This is a genomic window from Putridiphycobacter roseus, assembly GCF_003234935.1.
GTDB classification, from domain to species: Bacteria; Bacteroidota; Bacteroidia; order Flavobacteriales_D; family Crocinitomicaceae; genus Putridiphycobacter; species Putridiphycobacter roseus.
The window spans coordinates 1-16507 of record NZ_QKSB01000017.1; the positions used below are offsets into that span (position 1 = coordinate 1).

16 protein-coding genes are annotated in these 16507 nt (G+C 33.0%); 7 read left to right on the plus strand and 9 right to left on the minus strand.

Features of this window, described 5'->3' with window-relative positions:
• Positions 1-431: 431 nt before the first annotated feature.
• A complete protein-coding gene (gene uvrA / locus DNU06_RS16300; RefSeq protein WP_111064571.1) occupies positions 432-3257 on the minus strand; it encodes an excinuclease ABC subunit UvrA in 2826 nt (941 codons plus the stop codon).
• A 104-nt stretch (positions 3258-3361) separates the two neighbouring features.
• On the opposite strand from uvrA, the gene DNU06_RS16305 reads away from it, so the two are divergent.
• From DNU06_RS16305 to fabG, 3 genes are all read left to right on the plus strand, one after another.
• A complete protein-coding gene (locus DNU06_RS16305; RefSeq protein ID WP_111064572.1) occupies positions 3362-4456 on the plus strand; it encodes a Nif3-like dinuclear metal center hexameric protein in 1095 nt (364 codons plus the stop codon).
• Between the two features lie 6 nt (positions 4457-4462).
• Positions 4463-5206: a zinc ribbon domain-containing protein gene (locus DNU06_RS16310; protein WP_111064573.1), complete on the plus strand. Its 744-nt coding sequence runs from the start codon at positions 4463-4465 to the stop codon at positions 5204-5206.
• Between the two features lie 92 nt (positions 5207-5298).
• Positions 5299-6045, plus strand: a complete 747-nt coding sequence (fabG, locus tag DNU06_RS16315) for a 3-oxoacyl-[acyl-carrier-protein] reductase (protein ID WP_111064574.1) — start codon at positions 5299-5301, stop codon at positions 6043-6045.
• A gap of 78 nt (positions 6046-6123) precedes the next feature.
• Here fabG and ppk2 (DNU06_RS16320) read toward each other — a convergent pair whose 3' ends face one another.
• The 4 genes from ppk2 (DNU06_RS16320) to DNU06_RS16335 all read right to left on the minus strand — a co-directional run bounded on the left by ppk2 (DNU06_RS16320) (position 6124) and on the right by DNU06_RS16335 (position 8668).
• Entirely contained in the window at positions 6124-6909 is a 786-nt protein-coding gene (gene ppk2, locus DNU06_RS16320; protein WP_111064575.1) for a polyphosphate kinase 2, read from the minus strand.
• A gap of 4 nt (positions 6910-6913) precedes the next feature.
• On the minus strand, positions 6914-7765 hold the full coding sequence (gene ppk2, locus DNU06_RS16325) for a polyphosphate kinase 2 (protein WP_111064576.1): 852 nt from the start codon (positions 7763-7765) through the stop codon (positions 6914-6916).
• A 184-nt stretch (positions 7766-7949) separates the two neighbouring features.
• A complete protein-coding gene (locus DNU06_RS16330; protein WP_111064577.1) occupies positions 7950-8168 on the minus strand; it encodes a helix-turn-helix domain-containing protein in 219 nt (72 codons plus the stop codon).
• A 2-nt stretch (positions 8169-8170) separates the two neighbouring features.
• Positions 8171-8668 (minus strand): hypothetical protein, encoded by a 498-nt coding sequence (locus tag DNU06_RS16335; RefSeq protein ID WP_111064578.1) that lies wholly within the window; start codon positions 8666-8668, stop codon positions 8171-8173.
• 242 nt (positions 8669-8910) lie between these two features.
• Between DNU06_RS16335 and DNU06_RS16340 the strand changes: the two genes are divergently transcribed.
• Together DNU06_RS16340 and DNU06_RS16345 are read left to right on the plus strand one after the other, a co-directional pair.
• A complete protein-coding gene (locus tag DNU06_RS16340) occupies positions 8911-9414 on the plus strand; it encodes a hypothetical protein (protein WP_111064579.1) in 504 nt (167 codons plus the stop codon).
• Complete coding sequence (locus DNU06_RS16345; RefSeq protein WP_111064580.1) at positions 9415-11478, plus strand: LTA synthase family protein; 2064 nt, start codon at positions 9415-9417, stop codon at positions 11476-11478.
• Between the two features lie 61 nt (positions 11479-11539).
• Here the strand turns inward: DNU06_RS16345 and rplI are convergent, their stop codons facing one another.
• From rplI to rpsF, 3 genes are read right to left on the minus strand one after another with little or no spacing between them, the layout of a single operon-like run.
• Complete coding sequence (rplI, locus tag DNU06_RS16350) at positions 11540-11986, minus strand: 50S ribosomal protein L9 (RefSeq protein WP_111064581.1); 447 nt, start codon at positions 11984-11986, stop codon at positions 11540-11542.
• 38 nt (positions 11987-12024) lie between these two features.
• A complete protein-coding gene (gene rpsR, locus DNU06_RS16355; protein WP_111064582.1) occupies positions 12025-12285 on the minus strand; it encodes a 30S ribosomal protein S18 in 261 nt (86 codons plus the stop codon).
• 27 nt (positions 12286-12312) lie between these two features.
• Positions 12313-12645 carry a 30S ribosomal protein S6 gene (gene rpsF, locus DNU06_RS16360; protein ID WP_111064583.1) on the minus strand — a complete coding sequence of 111 codons (333 nt, stop codon included), beginning with the start codon at positions 12643-12645 and terminating at the stop codon, positions 12313-12315.
• A 135-nt stretch (positions 12646-12780) separates the two neighbouring features.
• On the opposite strand from rpsF, the gene dnaX reads away from it, so the two are divergent.
• Together dnaX and DNU06_RS16370 are read left to right on the plus strand one after the other, a co-directional pair.
• Positions 12781-13896, plus strand: coding sequence for a DNA polymerase III subunit gamma/tau (dnaX, locus tag DNU06_RS16365; protein WP_111064584.1), 1116 nt, complete (start codon positions 12781-12783; stop codon positions 13894-13896).
• A 194-nt stretch (positions 13897-14090) separates the two neighbouring features.
• Complete coding sequence (locus DNU06_RS16370; RefSeq protein ID WP_111064585.1) at positions 14091-14540, plus strand: hypothetical protein; 450 nt, start codon at positions 14091-14093, stop codon at positions 14538-14540.
• Positions 14541-14545: 5 nt separating this feature from the next.
• Here DNU06_RS16370 and DNU06_RS16375 read toward each other — a convergent pair whose 3' ends face one another.
• Complete coding sequence (locus DNU06_RS16375) at positions 14546-16459, minus strand: tetratricopeptide repeat-containing sensor histidine kinase (RefSeq protein ID WP_111064586.1); 1914 nt, start codon at positions 16457-16459, stop codon at positions 14546-14548.
• Positions 16460-16507: the final 48 nt, after the last annotated feature.

Below are 16507 nucleotides of genomic sequence, written 5' to 3' on the forward strand. Positions count from 1 at the left end.
TAAAAGCGTTTAGTCTAAATTAAGACGTAATATCATTGACTAGCCACTTATGTTTTAATACTTTTGTCTAGCATCTAGTATCTAGCGTCTAGTATCTTGCTGCTAGCAATTCCGTTCTGTTCTTGATACAACTGCTTTTGGCTACTGCCAAATTCAGAATCCCGATAGCTATCGGGACGAACTGACACTTGTATTTTGTTTAGCTACTATAATCTTAATAATGAATACTATTGTCTATCTTCTAGCATCTAGGAAAAAGGAGTTAAGGAGTCAGGAGTTAAGCAGTTAGCTTTTGGACTATAGCAACTACCTTCATGAAATTTGGAATTTTAGTTTTGAGATTTGAAATATGAGTGCTCGAGTATCATATCCGTAAATAAATAAAAACATTACTTTCCCAAAACTAATATCCAATAACTATTAACTCTTCACTAAACCAACTCTTTCCTTAAATAGGTTACCGTATCGCTTTTGGTATTTTTCGCCTTGCAAATTTTTTCTGGGGTTCCTTCAATCATAATCTCCCCGCCATGTCTTCCGCCTTCAGGACCGATATCAATGATATAATCGGCTACTTTTATAATGTCCATATTGTGTTCAATCACCAATACCGTATTGCCTTCATCCGCCAAGCGTTTCAGTACCGCCAACAACATTTTAATGTCCTCAAAGTGTAAACCTGTGGAAGGTTCATCTAAAATATAAATGGTATTTCCTGTTGATTTTTTGGATAATTCTGTCGCTAATTTAATCCTTTGTGCTTCTCCACCACTAATGGTGGTTGAAGGTTGACCAATTTTTATGTAGCCCAATCCGACAGACAATAAAGTCTCCAGTTTTTTTCTAATCTTAGGAATACCTTCAAAAAACAAGGTCGCATCCTCAATGGTCATTTCTAATATATCGTTGATATTTTTCCCTTTGTACCTTACTTCTAAGGTTTCTCTATTGTATCTTTTACCTTGACATTCTTCACACTCTACATAAACATCTGGTAAAAAGTTCATTTCAATTAAACGCAGTCCCCCACCCTTACAGGCTTCACAACGACCACCTTTTACGTTAAAACTAAACCTTCCGGCCTTGTATCCACGTATTTTTGATTCTCCAATATCCGCAAACAAATTACGTATATCTCCAAATATACCCGTGTAAGTTGCTGGATTCGACCTCGGTGTTCTACCAATCGGCGCTTGATCAATATCAATGACCTTGTCTAAATGCTCTAGTCCTTTTATTTTTTTATAAGGCAATGGTTTTTTTACCCCATTGTAAATGTGCGCGTTTAATATTGGGTACAAAGTATGGTTAATCAAAGAAGACTTACCACTCCCCGACACTCCGGTGATACAAGTAAAAGTCCCCAATTGAATTTTTAAGTCAATGTTCTTTAAATTATGTCCCGTTGCTCCAATCAATTCTAATTTCTTTCCGTTCCCTTTTCTTCTAGTAGTTGGTACTTCAATTTTTAAGTCCCCGTTCAAATATCCAGCAGTAGTACTACCACTCGACTTGAGTTCGCCAATAGTTGAAGCTTGTGTTATATTTCCACCATGAATCCCTGCTTTGGGACCGATATCCACAATAAAGTCTGATGCTTCCATCATTTCCTTGTCGTGCTCCACTACAATTACAGAATTACCAACATCTCGCAAGCGTTTTAAGGCTTCAATTAATTTAGAATTATCCCTTTGGTGCAATCCAATACTAGGTTCATCTAAAATGTACAACACATTCATCAATTCCGATCCAATTTGAGTCGCCAATCGAATTCTTTGCGCTTCACCACCGCTTAAAGTCTTGGAAGAACGGTTTAAGTTCAAATAATATAAACCGACATCAATTAAGAATTGCAAACGGTTTTTAATTTCCTTGAGAATTTCCTTCCCAATTTTTAATTGTTTTTCATTTAAAGTTTCAGCAACATGAGTAAACCATTCGTGCAGCTCCACTACATCCATTTGGCTCAATTCACCAATACTCTTTTCATTTATTTTAAAGTAAGATGATTCTTGATTTAACCTAGTCCCTTCGCAAACTGGACAAGTAATTTGGTTCATAAAACTATCGGCCCATCTTTTTACTGGAGCAGAGGGGTTTTCTTCATAATGTCGCAACACAAAATTAGTTATCCCTTCAAAGTCTACCGTTTTAGATTCATCACCAATGGTCAATACTTCTTCAAAGCCGAATAAGAGTTTTTGAATCAAGGCGTCATCAATATCTTTTATTTTATCCGTCGTTTTATGTCCATAAGCCGTTAAAATGGATTCAATTTGGGTTCCAATCCAATCGTTTTTCATTTTACCCAGCGGAATAATCCCACCTTCTTTTATACTTTTATTGGGATCAGGAATTACTTTATCCGTATCCACTTCCGAAATCATGCCCAGTCCGTTACACTTTTTACAAGCCCCGTAAGGCGAGTTAAAAGAAAATAAATTAGGTTCTGGTTCGGCATAAGAAATCCCGGTAGTTGGACACATTAAAAAACGGCTAAACTGTGCGGTTTCGCCTGTTTCAAAATCGATTAATTGCATCACATCCTGACCAAATTTTAAAGCCAATTTCACGGCATCTGTAACCCTTTGCGTATTCTCTTCATTGACCAAAATTCGATCGACCACCATTTCAATGTCGTGAATTTTATAACGATCGAGACGCATATTTGGGGTAATGTCAATAATCTCACCATCAACCCTTACTTTGGAATAGCCCGTTTTAGATATTTGTTCAAAAAGCTCACGGTAATGTCCTTTTCTACCTTTTACTTTTGGCGCCAACAATACTATTTTTCGGCCTTCGAATTTTTCTAATATTAAATCAATAATTTGTTGGTCGGAATACTTGACCATTTTCTCCCCAGTATTGTAGGAATAAGCCTCTCCCACTCTAGCATACAACAACCTCAAGAAATCATATATTTCTGTCACCGTCCCCACAGTAGATCTCGGGCTTCGGTTTACTGTTTTTTGTTCAATCGAGATTACTGGACTCAAGCCTAGGATTTCATCCACATCTGGTCGTTCTAGTCCACCCAAAAACTGACGGGCATAGGCAGAAAAAGTTTCCAAGTACCTTCTTTGTCCCTCGGCAAAAATCGTATCAAAAGCAAGCGAAGACTTTCCGCTACCACTTAAACCAGTAAATACAACTAATTTATTTCGAGGAATTTTCAGGTCAATATTTTTTAAATTGTGGACCTTCGCACCGTATATTTCAATAAATTCTTCTTGTGATTCGATTGGTTTAGCCATTGTATAGTTTGAGTAAGGGAGTACAAATATAATTCATTCTTAAGGAATATTATTTTAATCACTCCACAAATTGCTGCTTCAAAAAAATGAATTATTTTTGAAGCATGCTACTAAAAGAAATCACCAACTATTTAGAATCCTTAGCACCATTGAGTACCCAAGAGTCTTACGACAATTCAGGTTATATCTGTGGTGATAAAAATTGGGAAATCACCAATGCACTCATCACCTTAGACTGCATAGAAGCTACGATTGATGAAGCCATAGAAAAAAAATGTAATTTGATTATTGCTCACCACCCAATTGTATTTAAGGGGTTGAAAAGTATAACCGGTAAAAATTACATTGAACGCACAGTGATTAAAGCCATAAAAAACAATATTGCCATTTATGCGATTCACACCAATTTAGATAATTATGCCAAGGGAGTGAATTATAAAATTGGTCAATTATTGGGTATCACAAACCCAAAAATATTGGCGCCTACCTATGGAAATTTAGAAAAATTAGCTACATATGTCCCCATGGCACACCAAGAAACGGTGTTGAATGCCTTGTATACGGCAGGAGCTGGAAAGATTGGTGCTTATAGCGAGTGCAGTTTTACACTAGAGGGAGATGGCAGTTTTAAGGCAAATGATAGTGCCCAACCGTTTGTAGGTGAAATTGGTAAAAGACAGCTTGAAAAAGAAATTAAAATTGAAGTCATCATCAATAAATCGCAACGCAACCAAATTATTGTTGCATTATTACAAGCACATCCATACGAGTCCGTTGCATACGATATTTTTACACTGAACAATGCCAATACCGAAATTGGCGCTGGTATGTATGGCAGTTTAGACAAACCAGTCGATACACTTGAGTTCTTTGATCAATTAAAAAAGACATTTAAATGTCAAGTCATTCGGCACACAGACATTTTACAAAAGACGGTACAAAAAATTGCTTGGTGTGGTGGTTCTGGTAGTTTTTTATTGGCACAAGCCAAAAACGTAAAGGCAGATATTTACATCACAGGAGACTTTAAATACCATGAATTTTTTGATGCGGAGCAAGATATTATTATCGCAGACATTGGTCATTATGAAAGTGAGCAATTCACAATTGAGTTAATTCATGATATTTTATCAGAAAATTTTATTAAATTTGCACCCTATTTAACAGAAAGAGTTACAAATCCTGTAAAATATTATTAAATAAAGATGGCTAAAAAAAATACAGATAGCGCTATTACCGAAAAGTTAAATGCGCTTTATTATTTACAAGAAGTTGATTCTTCGATTGATAAGATTAGAACCGTAAGAGGTGAATTGCCTTTAGAGGTAGAAGAATTAGAAAGTGAAGTTGAAGGATTATCTATCAGAGCAGGAAAGTTGGATGATGAGTTGACTGAATTAGAAACTGATATTTCTAACAAGAAAAATGCAATTACTGACGCAGGTGCTGCAATAAAGAAATATAGCGAGCAACAAAAAAACGTTAGAAATAACAGAGAATACGATTCTTTATCTAAGGAAATTGAATTTCAAGGATTAGAAGTTGAATTAGCAGAGAAAAAAATCAAGGAGGCACAATTTAGAATTGAATCTAAAAAGGAAGCAATTGAAGAAGCAAAAGCTAAATTAACGGAGCGTACCAACGATTTAGAAATTAAGAAAAAAGAATTGCAAGCGATTATCAACGAAACGGAGGCTGACGAAGAAAAGTTGATTAAAAAATCGGATAAAGCAAAGAAAAATATTGAACCAAGATTAGTTGCTGCATACGAAAGATTAAGAAATAATGCAATTAATGGTTTAGCGGTAGTTTCAGTAGAAAGAAACTCATGCGGCGGTTGTTTCAATGAAATTCCACCACAAAGACAATTAGACATACAAGCAAGAAAGAAAATTATTGTTTGTGAGCACTGTGGAAGAATTTTGATTGAGCCACCAGTAGAAAGTTAATCTTTTACTAAGATAATATTAAACCCAGACATTAATCCTCTGGGTTTTTTTATGCCATAAATTTTCTATATTTGAACCAAATAAAATTAACTATGGGTTTATTAGACGGTAAAGTAGCTATTATCACCGGTGCCTCAAGAGGTATTGGAAAAGAAATAGCCAAAGAATTTATAAAACAAGGTGCAACAGTAGCCTTCACTTATTTATCTTCCGACGAGAAAGCAAGAGCATTAGAAGCAGAATTAGCTGCAGATGGTGGATCTATTAAAGGTTTTAAATCAAATGCTTCAGACTTTGATTCTGCACAAAAGTTAGCAGACGAAGTAATGGAAGCTTTTGGTCAGATTGATATTTTAGTAAATAATGCTGGAATTACAAGAGATAATTTATTGATGAGAATGACAGAAGCGCATTGGGATGAAGTAATGAACGTAAACTTAAAGTCTGCCTTTAACTTAACCAAAGCTGTAATGCGTCCCATGTTAAAAGCTAGAAAAGGCTCTATTATAAACATGAGTTCAGTAGTAGGTGTTTCAGGAAACGCTGGACAATCAAATTATGCGGCTTCAAAAGCAGGAATGATTGGTTTTACCAAATCTATTGCACAAGAATTAGGTTCGAGAAACATTAGATGTAACGCCATTGCACCAGGATTTATTGAAACGGAAATGACTGCTGCCTTAGACGAGAAAGTGGTACAAGGATGGAGAGATTCAATTCCTTTAAAAAGAGGTGGTACACCTGCAGATGTAGCTAATGCGACAGTATTCTTAGCTTCTGATATGTCGGGTTACATCACCGGACAAACTTTAAATGTTTGTGGCGGCATGTTAATGTAATCAAATAAATATTTTTACAAAAAAACCAGTCCAATACGGACTGGTTTTTTTATTTTCTAAATCACCAATTAAACATGGTTATTTATCATAGGGTATATTTTCTAATATATAATCAAGCGCTTTAATTCTTGCATTTGTTTTTTTATTGGCATCAATACGCATCCATGGTGCTTGAGCCTCATTTGTATTTTCAAACATAGCATCTTTGTATTTAGTATAATCATCCCACAATGCAATGGCACGTTCATCTACTGGAGATATTTTCCAACGCTTTAAATCACTTTTTTTAATATCCTCAAACCTTCTAATTTGTTCTTCTTTACTGATAGAAAAATAAATTTTCACTAGAAATGTATCAGAATCTAAAACCATTTTTTCAAATGGATTAATTTGAGACATAAAAACGGAATACTCTTTTTGGGTACAAAAGTTATTTACAGGTTCAACAATGGCTCTATTATACCAACTTCTATCGAAGAATACGATTTCACCAGGTTTTGGCAGTTTATTGACATATCGTTGAAAATACCATTGTCCTTTTTCATCCTCAGTAGGCTTATTTAACGCAACAATTCTAAAATGCCTTGGATTAATATGGGCGGTAATCCTTCTAATAGCACCACCTTTTCCAGCAGCATCTCTACCTTCAAAAATAACCACCACTTTTTTTCGCTCCTTAATCACCCAACTTTGTAGTTTCACCATTTCTACTTGTCGATCTGTTAAATCATTTTCATATTTGGTGTACCTTAATGCCTTTTTGACATCCGTTTTTTTTGACGAAAATAAGTTTCGAAGTCCCAATTTAGTATTTATTAAATCTACTTCGCTTTCTGTTAATTCTATTTTAGTAGTCGCTTCCATTACTTTAAATATCTATTTGTTTGGCATTTCTATAATATCGAATGATAACATTAGGATCTGGAGATATTAACCCATCTAATGATTCTGTTTTATCCTTATAATTAAAACGGGACAAGACATAGCGCATACTTTCTAACCTTGCTGTTTTTTTATCATTGGTTTTAACAATAATCCACGGAGAAAAATTGGTATGCGTTTTACTAAACATTTCTTGTTTAAAAAAAGTGTACCTATCCCACATCTTTTGTCCCTCCATATCTACGGGACTAAACTTCCATTGCTTTAATGGATTCCCAAGTCTATCGTCAAATCTTTCCTTTTGTTCTTGTTTCGAAATAGAGAACCAAAATTTAATAACGACTAACCCGTCTTCGTGCAGCATATGTTCAAATTCGGGTACTTGAACCATAAATTGATCATATTGTAAATTTGTACAAAATCCCATTACAGGCTCAACCACTGCACGATTGTACCAGCTTCTATCAAAAAATACAATTTCACCAGGGTTTGGTAATTCTTTTATATACCTTCTAAAATACCATTGTCCTTGTTCCACTTCTGTTGGTCGAGACAAAGCAACTACTCTTGAAGTACGTGGATTTAAATGCTCTTTAAAACGCTTTATCGCCCCGCCTTTACCTGCTGCATCTCTACCTTCAAAAATAATAGCCACCCTTTTATTGTTGTCTGTTATCCATTTCTGAAGCGCTACCATTTCAGCTTGTAAAGACTCTAACTCCATTAAGTACTTTAAATTTTTAGTGACTTTACGGATATCCATCTCATTTTCTGAAGCAATTTGCATCAAATCTTTGCGCGTTTTTGCCCCTTCTAATTGTTCTTTTGTAAACTTCATGTGCTGTTTATTTGCACAACAAATTTATTGAATATTACCAATTTAAAACCTGACAACCATCAAGTAAACAACTGAGGAATTACAGATTTTTAATATTACACAAATACCCTAAGCCAAAAAAAAAGACTATTTCAGTACAGCATTAGACTCAAATCTATATTCCTTTACTAGAAACTAAAGGAGTCTACTCTAAAGAATGATCGTCCTCGTATGCCAAAATATCTCCAGGTTGACATGACAAGGCTTCACAAATAGCGGCTAAGGTTGAAAATCGGATAGCTTTTCCCTTGCCTTGCTTTAAAATGGACAAGTTAACTACAGACACCCCTACAATTTCGGATAATTCATTTAAGCGCATTTTACGCTTTGCCATCATCACGTCTAAATTTACTATAATTGCCATACTTATATAATTAATGATGATTCAAATGTTTCTACTAATTTCTCTAAGTTCTTTTCGTTCTTTCCCCAGCTATAAACACCAATGATTGCAACTGATGTAAACACAACATCTCCATTTTCATTTACATCAACATAAATATTTTCGCCCCAGGACTTCCATGAAATATTGGAATAAGCAAACAATTCCCCTGCAGCCTCATCACTATAACCAATTTTAAAATCAGCAGCTTCTAGTACTTCTTTAAATTTAGGTACCAATATATCTTTTGAAAGGTCAAAAGATTTTTTCACTGTTATTTTTGAAGAAAATAAATTGAATGGACTCAAGAAATAAGATTTAAAACCAGGCTTTTTTCGGACTAAAAAATTAAACAAAAAAATCACCACAAGTATACCTGTGATGCCCATTAAGATTCTTTTATCATCCACTTTATTAATGACAATGAAAAGTCCAATCAAGAACAAAATTCCGAATACACTTTTAAAATTTAAATTTTTCATATTGTTTTTTTTTGTAAATGTAATGAATTAAATTACATATTTAACGATAAACATTAATTATTATATATTAATCATAATTTATTTTTCGGAAATAATTAAAAAAAATAATGAAATAACCATACCTATATCTAGGTGAAAATCGTTGATCCAAACTCATTAACAGACTAATAATGCACTAACTATCATTTAAAAAGTAGTCGTTGTATATTATTTATATATATTAGTACGTTTATTAAAACTACATGACTATAAATAACGAAGAAAAAACCTACAACCACCTTGTAAATGTTGTATTTACATTTGACTTCATTAAAGTTATTTTAATTATTAACCCCATGCTTCACCTATTCATTCTATTAGTTTCCATTGCTTCGCTTTTAAGCAAAATTGATTTATTATTCGATAAAGAGAACAATAAATACAGGGCGTATCGTATCTTTTTAAGACATAAAAGAAGAAGCTGGCAGCAATACAAGCAAATCATTAATGCCAAGTTAACACTTTCAATAGAGCAGGAAAAATTCCACCAAAACTACTTCATAGGTAAAATAACAAGTATTAGTAGCGCTATAAGTAACGACATTTTCTCAACCAATGAATATGGTAGAGAGAAATTACTGTACGAGTTTTTAAAATACAGCAAAGCCAAAGAGGCAATCCCCGGAATAAATAAAGAATTTAATACAGCAACAGTCGATCAGGTGGCTGAAAAAATAAAGGCAAACAAAAATAGAGGTAACAGGTAAATGAAAAAAATTAAAATACAAAACATACAAAGATTCCTCTTCGACTATGCCATACTTTTTTTAAGTACTATTTTTGTATTCCTGCTGATTAGATTAGGTGAATATTACTACATTTATAATCATTCAGACCAACAGTTAAGTTTACAGTTATTCTTCACAAAGAGTGTAAAGTACGACACCCTATTCATACTTATCACTGGTGCGATATTATTCATTCCAGCATTTTTAATTTCAATTCTTCACTTCCGCACTTATAAAATAACCATCAGGATTGTTATATTTTTCATCATTTTTATTCAGTTAATATTTACTCAGTTTTTTTTAACGAATAATGCGGTATTAACAGCAATACTCTTTGAATTCACCTTTGAAGAGCTCTACCATATTGCCAATACAGAGATGAGTGGAAACCGGTCTTATTTCTGGATCATGAACTTTATTATTATCGTGTTTACCATCATCCTGCTATTCATTAAACACAAGCGCATTAAAGCAAGAAATTTCCGGAAAAACATTGTGGTTTATACCACACTAGCATGCTTTATAATTGCTGTATTATCTCACAAAAATTTATTTAAAGAATTTCAAGCCTTCGATACAGCGTATCAATTTTTATTAGGAAACTCAAAACCTATTTTTTTTATAGACAGCTATTCTAAAGCATATGGAACAACAAATGACAGTGAGGTGACAAAAAAATTAGCCATCATAAATTTCCAAACCCATTACCCGCAGCGAAACTTCACCCATAAGAACCTACCCTTCATTTACGACTCAGAAGATTCGAATGTCTTAGGATCTTTTTTTAAAAAGGACAGCATACAACCCAATATTGTACTTATTATCTCTGAAAGTCTATCCAGTACATTTTCTGGCGAAAGTAATTGTATAGGTGGTAGTTTAACACCATTCACCGATAGTTTAGCCAAAGCAGGTTTAAATTGGACACATTTCCTATCCAATGCCGATCGCTCATTTGGTGTACTGCCTAACATTTTAGCTTCCTTACCTTTTGGAACGAGTGAACGCGGTTTTATGGGCCAATTTTACGCCAATGCATATGGTAGCAGATATCCAAACCAAACAAGTATCATTCAATACTTAAAAGAAAATGACTATTTATCAAACTACTATTATGGTGGCTGGAAATTATTTGATAAAATTGAATACTTTATAAAATACAATGGCATTGATTACTTTACGTCTGACAATAATTTCGATACGACTAAATACCAAAAAAAATCAAATAAACAAAGCGACTATGTCTGGGGCTACAATGACAGAGCGCTGTTCAGTCAATCACTCGACGACATGCACGCTAACAAATTTAAATCACCATTTTTTAGTATTTACCAAACTATTACGGTACACAGTCCCTTTAACTTGGCTGACGACCACTACTACAATCAGGACTACCTAAAAAGCAGGCTTACTAAGTGCGGATTAGAACTTGACAGTATTAACATCCCCCATAAAATAATCAGTTCGGCTATTGCAGCGGATGATGATTTGCGTTTTTTTATACAAGCATGTAGTAAGACTCCTCAGTTTAAAAACACTATTTTTATTATAGTTGGAGATCATGCTATCAACTTAAACTTAAGAGCACACGCTTTAGAGCGATTCCATGTACCATTAATTATTTATTCCCCACTTATTACAAAAGCGGCAACGTTTAAAGGTATGTGTTCGCATATCGACATTGCCCCAAGCCTACTCTCCTTGTTAGCACAAAATTTTGACTTATCATTCTCTCCACAAAAGCACTTTATTGGTGAAGGACTTGACACCAGCAGAACATATTGCGCAAACAGAAGCATTCCATTGACCATTAACAGGAGCGACATTCCGAGTTTTGTTTTTGATAATTATATGGAATACGGAGAACAACTTTTTACATTAGACGCGGATTGGAATACTGGGCCAGTGAGCTCGGCACAAAGTGAACTCGTCTCAAAATGGATTGAGACTTATAAAATAATCAATCGTATGGTATGCAACGAAAACAAATTGTGGATGTATCCAAATGGTCTTCATCACAACAAATACTTTCAAGAAAAATAAGGTCATAAAAAAACCCCGACGCATATGGTCGAGGTTTAATATTTTTTAAAGTTTGAAAGAATTACTCTCCTACTACTTCAAATTTGAAATCTTGCTTTACTTCTTTGTGTAAGTTAGCTGTTGCTTCGTATGTTCCAATTTCTCTAATTGGTTCATCTTTAATTTTGATAGATTTTCTATCAACTTCAACACCTTCTTTTCTTAATGCTTCAGAAATTAATACAGCATTCACTGAACCAAAAATCTTTCCATTTTCTCCTACTTTAGAAATAATTTTCACCACTACAGTCTCTAATTTAGCTGCAACAGCTGTTGCATCCTCTTGAATTTTAGATTCTTTATGTGACTTTTGTTTTAATACTTCTGTATGCGCTTTCTTTTCAGAAACTGTGGCTAATTTTGCATAACCTTGAGGAATTAAAAAGTTTCTTCCGTAACCATTTTTCACAGTTACAACTTCATCTTTATATCCTAATTTATCTACGTTTTTCTTTAATATAACTTCCATGATAAGTTTTTTAATTGTTTAACAAATGTGAAATAAAATTATTTCATCATATCCGCTACATACGGTAAAATAGCTAAGTGACGCGCTCTTTTTACTGCTTTGTTTACCTTCTTTTGGTATTTTTGAGAAGTACCTGTTAAACGTCTTGGTAAAATTTTACCTTGCTCATTAATAAACTTGATTAAATAATCAGGATTTTTGTAATCCACATATTTAATACCACTTTTTTTGAATCTACAGTATTTCTCTTTTTTAATTTCAATACTGATCGGATTTAAATATCTAATATCTGATGCCATAATTCTTTACTTTTAATTGATTAATACTTAAGCAGTAGCTTTACTTCTAGTTTTTTCAGCGAATGCAATGTGATGGTTTTCCATTTTCACAGTCAAAAATCTCATAATACGCTCATCACGTTTATATTCGATTTCTAACTTACGGATCATTTCACCATCAGCTTCAAATTCAATTAAATTGTAAAATCCAGTTGTTTTTTTCTGGATTGGGTATGCCATTTTTTTCATACCCCAGAATTCTTTGTGCTTGATTGTACCACCATTAGTAGTGATATAATCTTCAAAGACTTTTACTGCTTCCTTTGCCTGTTCTTCAGACAAAACGGGAGTTAGAATGAAAACAGTTTCGTACCTATTCATATTATTTGTTTTTAAAATTGAGTGCAAAGATAGTTTTTTATATCGGAAATCCAATACTTATCAACAATTAGTAGAAAAACGGATAAATATAATCAATTTACAAGTAGATAAATTATATTTGCAGCTCTAAAGATTATGAGCAATTTTGTAGTATCCGCCAGAAAGTATAGACCACAAACCTTCAACACTGTTGTGGGGCAATCTTCTATTACCACGACTTTAAAAAACGCTATAAACAAACAACATTTAGCACAAGCATTTTTATTTTGCGGATCAAGGGGAGTTGGAAAAACGACTACAGCAAGAATTTTAGCCAAAACCATCAATTGTTTTAATTTAGATGAAAATGCGGAGCCTTGCAACAATTGTGAATCTTGTACTTCTTTTAATGAAGGCCATTCATTTAATATTTTAGAATTAGATGCTGCTTCCAATAACTCTGTAGAAGACATCAGAAACTTAATTGACCAAGTTAGAATAGCACCTCAAGTCGGTAAATACAAAATATTTATCATTGACGAGGTACACATGTTATCTCAAGCTGCCTTTAATGCATTTTTGAAAACATTAGAGGAACCACCAGAGCATGCCATTTTTATTTTAGCAACTACGGAAAAACACAAAATTTTACCCACCATTTTATCCCGTTGTCAAATTTTCGATTTTCATAGAATAAAGGTAGATGATATAGTAAGCCATCTTAAACACATAGCGAAGGAAGAGTCGGTAAAAGCAGATGACAAAGCTTTACATATTATAGGACAAAAAGCAGATGGTGCTTTGAGAGATGCTTTATCTATTTTCGATCAGATTGTATCTTTTAGTGGTGGAAACATTACTTATGAATCGGTTATTGAAAATTTAAATGTACTGGATTACGATTATTACTTTAAAGTAGTGGATGCTTCTCTAAATTCGGATATCAGTAGTAATTTATTGATTTATCATGATATTTTAGACAAAGGTTTTGATGGTTCACAGTTCATTATTGGCTTGGCAGAGCATTTAAGAAATGTATTGGTTTGTAAAGAAGAAGCTTCTCTCAAACTTTTAGAAGTACCTAATGATATTAAGGATAAATATTTGGCGCAATCCAAAGCCTGTTCTGTTCAATTTATTTTAGTAGCTTTAAATTTATTAAAAGAAACGGAACACCATTTTAAAGGCAGTAAAAATAAAAGACTTCACGTAGAGGTTTCCTTGATGAAATTATCCTCTATTCAATCGAATATTGAAAAAAAAAAAGTTTAATTGACCCAGTCACCTTAGAATTTCTCCCCATAGAAATTATTCCTTTTACCAGTCAAGACGCAAAAGTAACTCCAACAGTTGCGCCTAAAGAAACGCAATCAGTCTCTAGTGAGCCCACTAAGTCCTATACCGCGACTACCAGTGTTCCTCCAAAAAAAATTGGGAGACCTGTAGGTGAATTTCGATCTGCAAACGTGGGTATTAACAGCATACTTAATCCCATAAAAAAAACGAACAATAAGGAAGACGTTCAAGCTTCGCGACAGGCCGAAGAAAACCAAACCTTTACAACCGAAGAACTAGATCACGCATGGCGTTCTTATGTATTAAAATTACAACGAGAGAAAAAAAGTAGCTTATACTCTACCCTCAACGCTGCCAATCACCGACTAGCTTCAGACTTTTCCATTACTATTGACCTCAATAATGGTAATCAAGTAAAGGAAGTAGATTTTATTAAACCAGATTTTATAGGGTTCTTAAGAAAAAAATTAAAAAACTCAAATATCAGTCTGAATTACAACATGATTGAAGCTAAAAAAGCAAGTTTTACGGACAATAAATCCGTATTTGATGACCTCAGTAAAGAAAACGAATCGCTGATAAAATTTAGAAAAATGTTTAATTTAGACATTGATTTTTAAGTCCATTATTTTTCAAAAATAATTTTAACCAGCATACCATCTTCATTTTTAATTTCGGCTTTACCATCTAACTGTTCAGAAAGAATTTCGATTAAATCTAAACCTAGAGAATTGTCACTTCGATAATTTACGCCAGAAGTACCTATACCATTATCTTTTACAATTAACTGATAATGCGTCTCGCTTATACTGGATAATTCAATCCAAATATCACCTTTATCATTACCTACAAATGCGTGTTTCATGGCATTTGTAATCGCTTCATTTAAAATCAACCCGAGTGGGATGGCTTTTTCTAAAACCAATTCAATTTTATTGATTTGAATATGGTAATTAATTTCCTTTTTTGCATTATTGTAACTGTTTTCAATCGAAACCACCAACTCTTTCACATATTCATAAATATCAATTCTATCCACTTCGTCATGCTTATACAATAGTTCATGTACCAATGACATGGAGTTTATTCTTTGTTGGATTTCATTTAAGATAGCATCTATTTTTGGTTCGTCCACGGCCATTTTTTGTAAATTCATTAGACTGGAAATAATCTGAAAATTATTCTTTACACGGTGGTGCACCTCTTTAAATAAAATATTATTTTCATTAATAGAACTTTTTAATTTTTTATTGATTTTCATATTTCTGTTCACAATATAAAATAGGCCAACTGTTATCAATAGAAAAACGAGAACAGCGAAAAATAGAAATTTATTTAAAATCGACTTTTCCTTTAAATCAGATTCAATTTTACTGATCTTTAAATTGTCAGATATGGCTTGGATACTATCCTGGTAGAAAATTTGATTCATTTTAATTCGTTTATCGAATTCAAAAGCAAAGAAATCTTCATTGTTTTGCAAAATATTAGATTGAGATTTCAATGCTAGATTAATGTATTCGTATGCTTTTCGATAATTATTAATCTCCATGTAACTCTTTGCCAACAATTCTTCAATTCTTAATTGAAGCTTCCTAGAATGCCCTTCTATTAAATCTTGGTAACCATTTTCTAGAATATCAATAGCCTCATGATACTTATTTGTTTTCAATAAATACTCCCCTTTGAATACATTCGCTTTATGGATAGAAAGCACATCATCATATTCATTAAAAATTAATAGGCATTTATCTATATAATATTTAGCGGAATCTAATTGGTTAATTTCCAAAAAATAGTGACTATATGTCAAATAAAAATCCGCTACATCAATGGTATTATTTTGTTCATCCACCATTTTCAATCCTATCAAAATATTTTCTCTAGCTTTTTCAAATTCTTTTTTGTCGATATAAGCACTAGCCAAATAAAAGTAACAATACTTTAGCATTGCCTCATTATTTAATTCCTCAAAAAGTACTGCTGATTTTTCGTAATAGTTAATTGCATTATTTTCAGCAGATAGTACATAATTTATCCCAGCAATATTATTGTACGAGTAGGCTTTTATTTTTTTTAACTCTAATCTATCTTCTTCACTCAGTTCTTCTTCCTTCTTTTCGGAATATATTATTTCCAAATATTGATTTACGGCTTTATTATATTCATTTTCTATGTAATAAGCATTTCCTAATCGGTGCTTTATTTGGTAATACAAAATATTATTCTGTTCTCCTTTTAACTCAGCCAAAGCGATTTTACAGTATTTCTCCCCAAGCTTTACGTTTTCTCTAAACATTTCAAGTTTAGACTTTCGAAAATAAAAAATTGCTGTATTTAAGGGATCATTTAATCCATTCAACAAATCATATGCTTGGTCAAAATAAATATCCGCTTTTTGTTGATCCTTTTCTAAAAAAGTAATGTACAACTCGGCAGAATCTAATAATTTAAAATAAGTAGAATCAATTGCAGCATGCAAACTACATGTCCAAGAGGATATAATAAATAAAATAGATATGTTAAATTGTTTGAACATTGTTATATTTTTGTACGAGATTTTTTTTGAAAAATCTTTTCATCCTTC

Coding starts and splice junctions, on each gene's coding strand:
- dnaX (WP_111064584.1), top strand. CDS start 12,781: ATGAGCAATTTTGTAGTATCCGCCAGAAAGTATAGACCACAAACCTTC.
- rplI (WP_111064581.1), bottom strand. CDS start 11,986: ATGGAAGTTATATTAAAGAAAAACGTAGATAAATTAGGATATAAAGAT.
- DNU06_RS16310 (WP_111064573.1), top strand. CDS start 4,463: ATGGCTAAAAAAAATACAGATAGCGCTATTACCGAAAAGTTAAATGCG.
- rpsF (WP_111064583.1), bottom strand. CDS start 12,645: ATGAATAGGTACGAAACTGTTTTCATTCTAACTCCCGTTTTGTCTGAA.
- ppk2 (WP_111064576.1), bottom strand. CDS start 7,765: ATGAAGTTTACAAAAGAACAATTAGAAGGGGCAAAAACGCGCAAAGAT.
- fabG (WP_111064574.1), top strand. CDS start 5,299: ATGGGTTTATTAGACGGTAAAGTAGCTATTATCACCGGTGCCTCAAGA.
- DNU06_RS16305 (WP_111064572.1), top strand. CDS start 3,362: ATGCTACTAAAAGAAATCACCAACTATTTAGAATCCTTAGCACCATTG.
- DNU06_RS16330 (WP_111064577.1), bottom strand. CDS start 8,168: ATGGCAATTATAGTAAATTTAGACGTGATGATGGCAAAGCGTAAAATG.
- uvrA (WP_111064571.1), bottom strand. CDS start 3,257: ATGGCTAAACCAATCGAATCACAAGAAGAATTTATTGAAATATACGGT.
- DNU06_RS16335 (WP_111064578.1), bottom strand. CDS start 8,668: ATGAAAAATTTAAATTTTAAAAGTGTATTCGGAATTTTGTTCTTGATT.
- DNU06_RS16375 (WP_111064586.1), bottom strand. CDS start 16,459: ATGTTCAAACAATTTAACATATCTATTTTATTTATTATATCCTCTTGG.
- ppk2 (WP_111064575.1), bottom strand. CDS start 6,909: ATGGAAGCGACTACTAAAATAGAATTAACAGAAAGCGAAGTAGATTTA.
- rpsR (WP_111064582.1), bottom strand. CDS start 12,285: ATGGCATCAGATATTAGATATTTAAATCCGATCAGTATTGAAATTAAA.
- DNU06_RS16345 (WP_111064580.1), top strand. CDS start 9,415: ATGAAAAAAATTAAAATACAAAACATACAAAGATTCCTCTTCGACTAT.
- DNU06_RS16340 (WP_111064579.1), top strand. CDS start 8,911: ATGACTATAAATAACGAAGAAAAAACCTACAACCACCTTGTAAATGTT.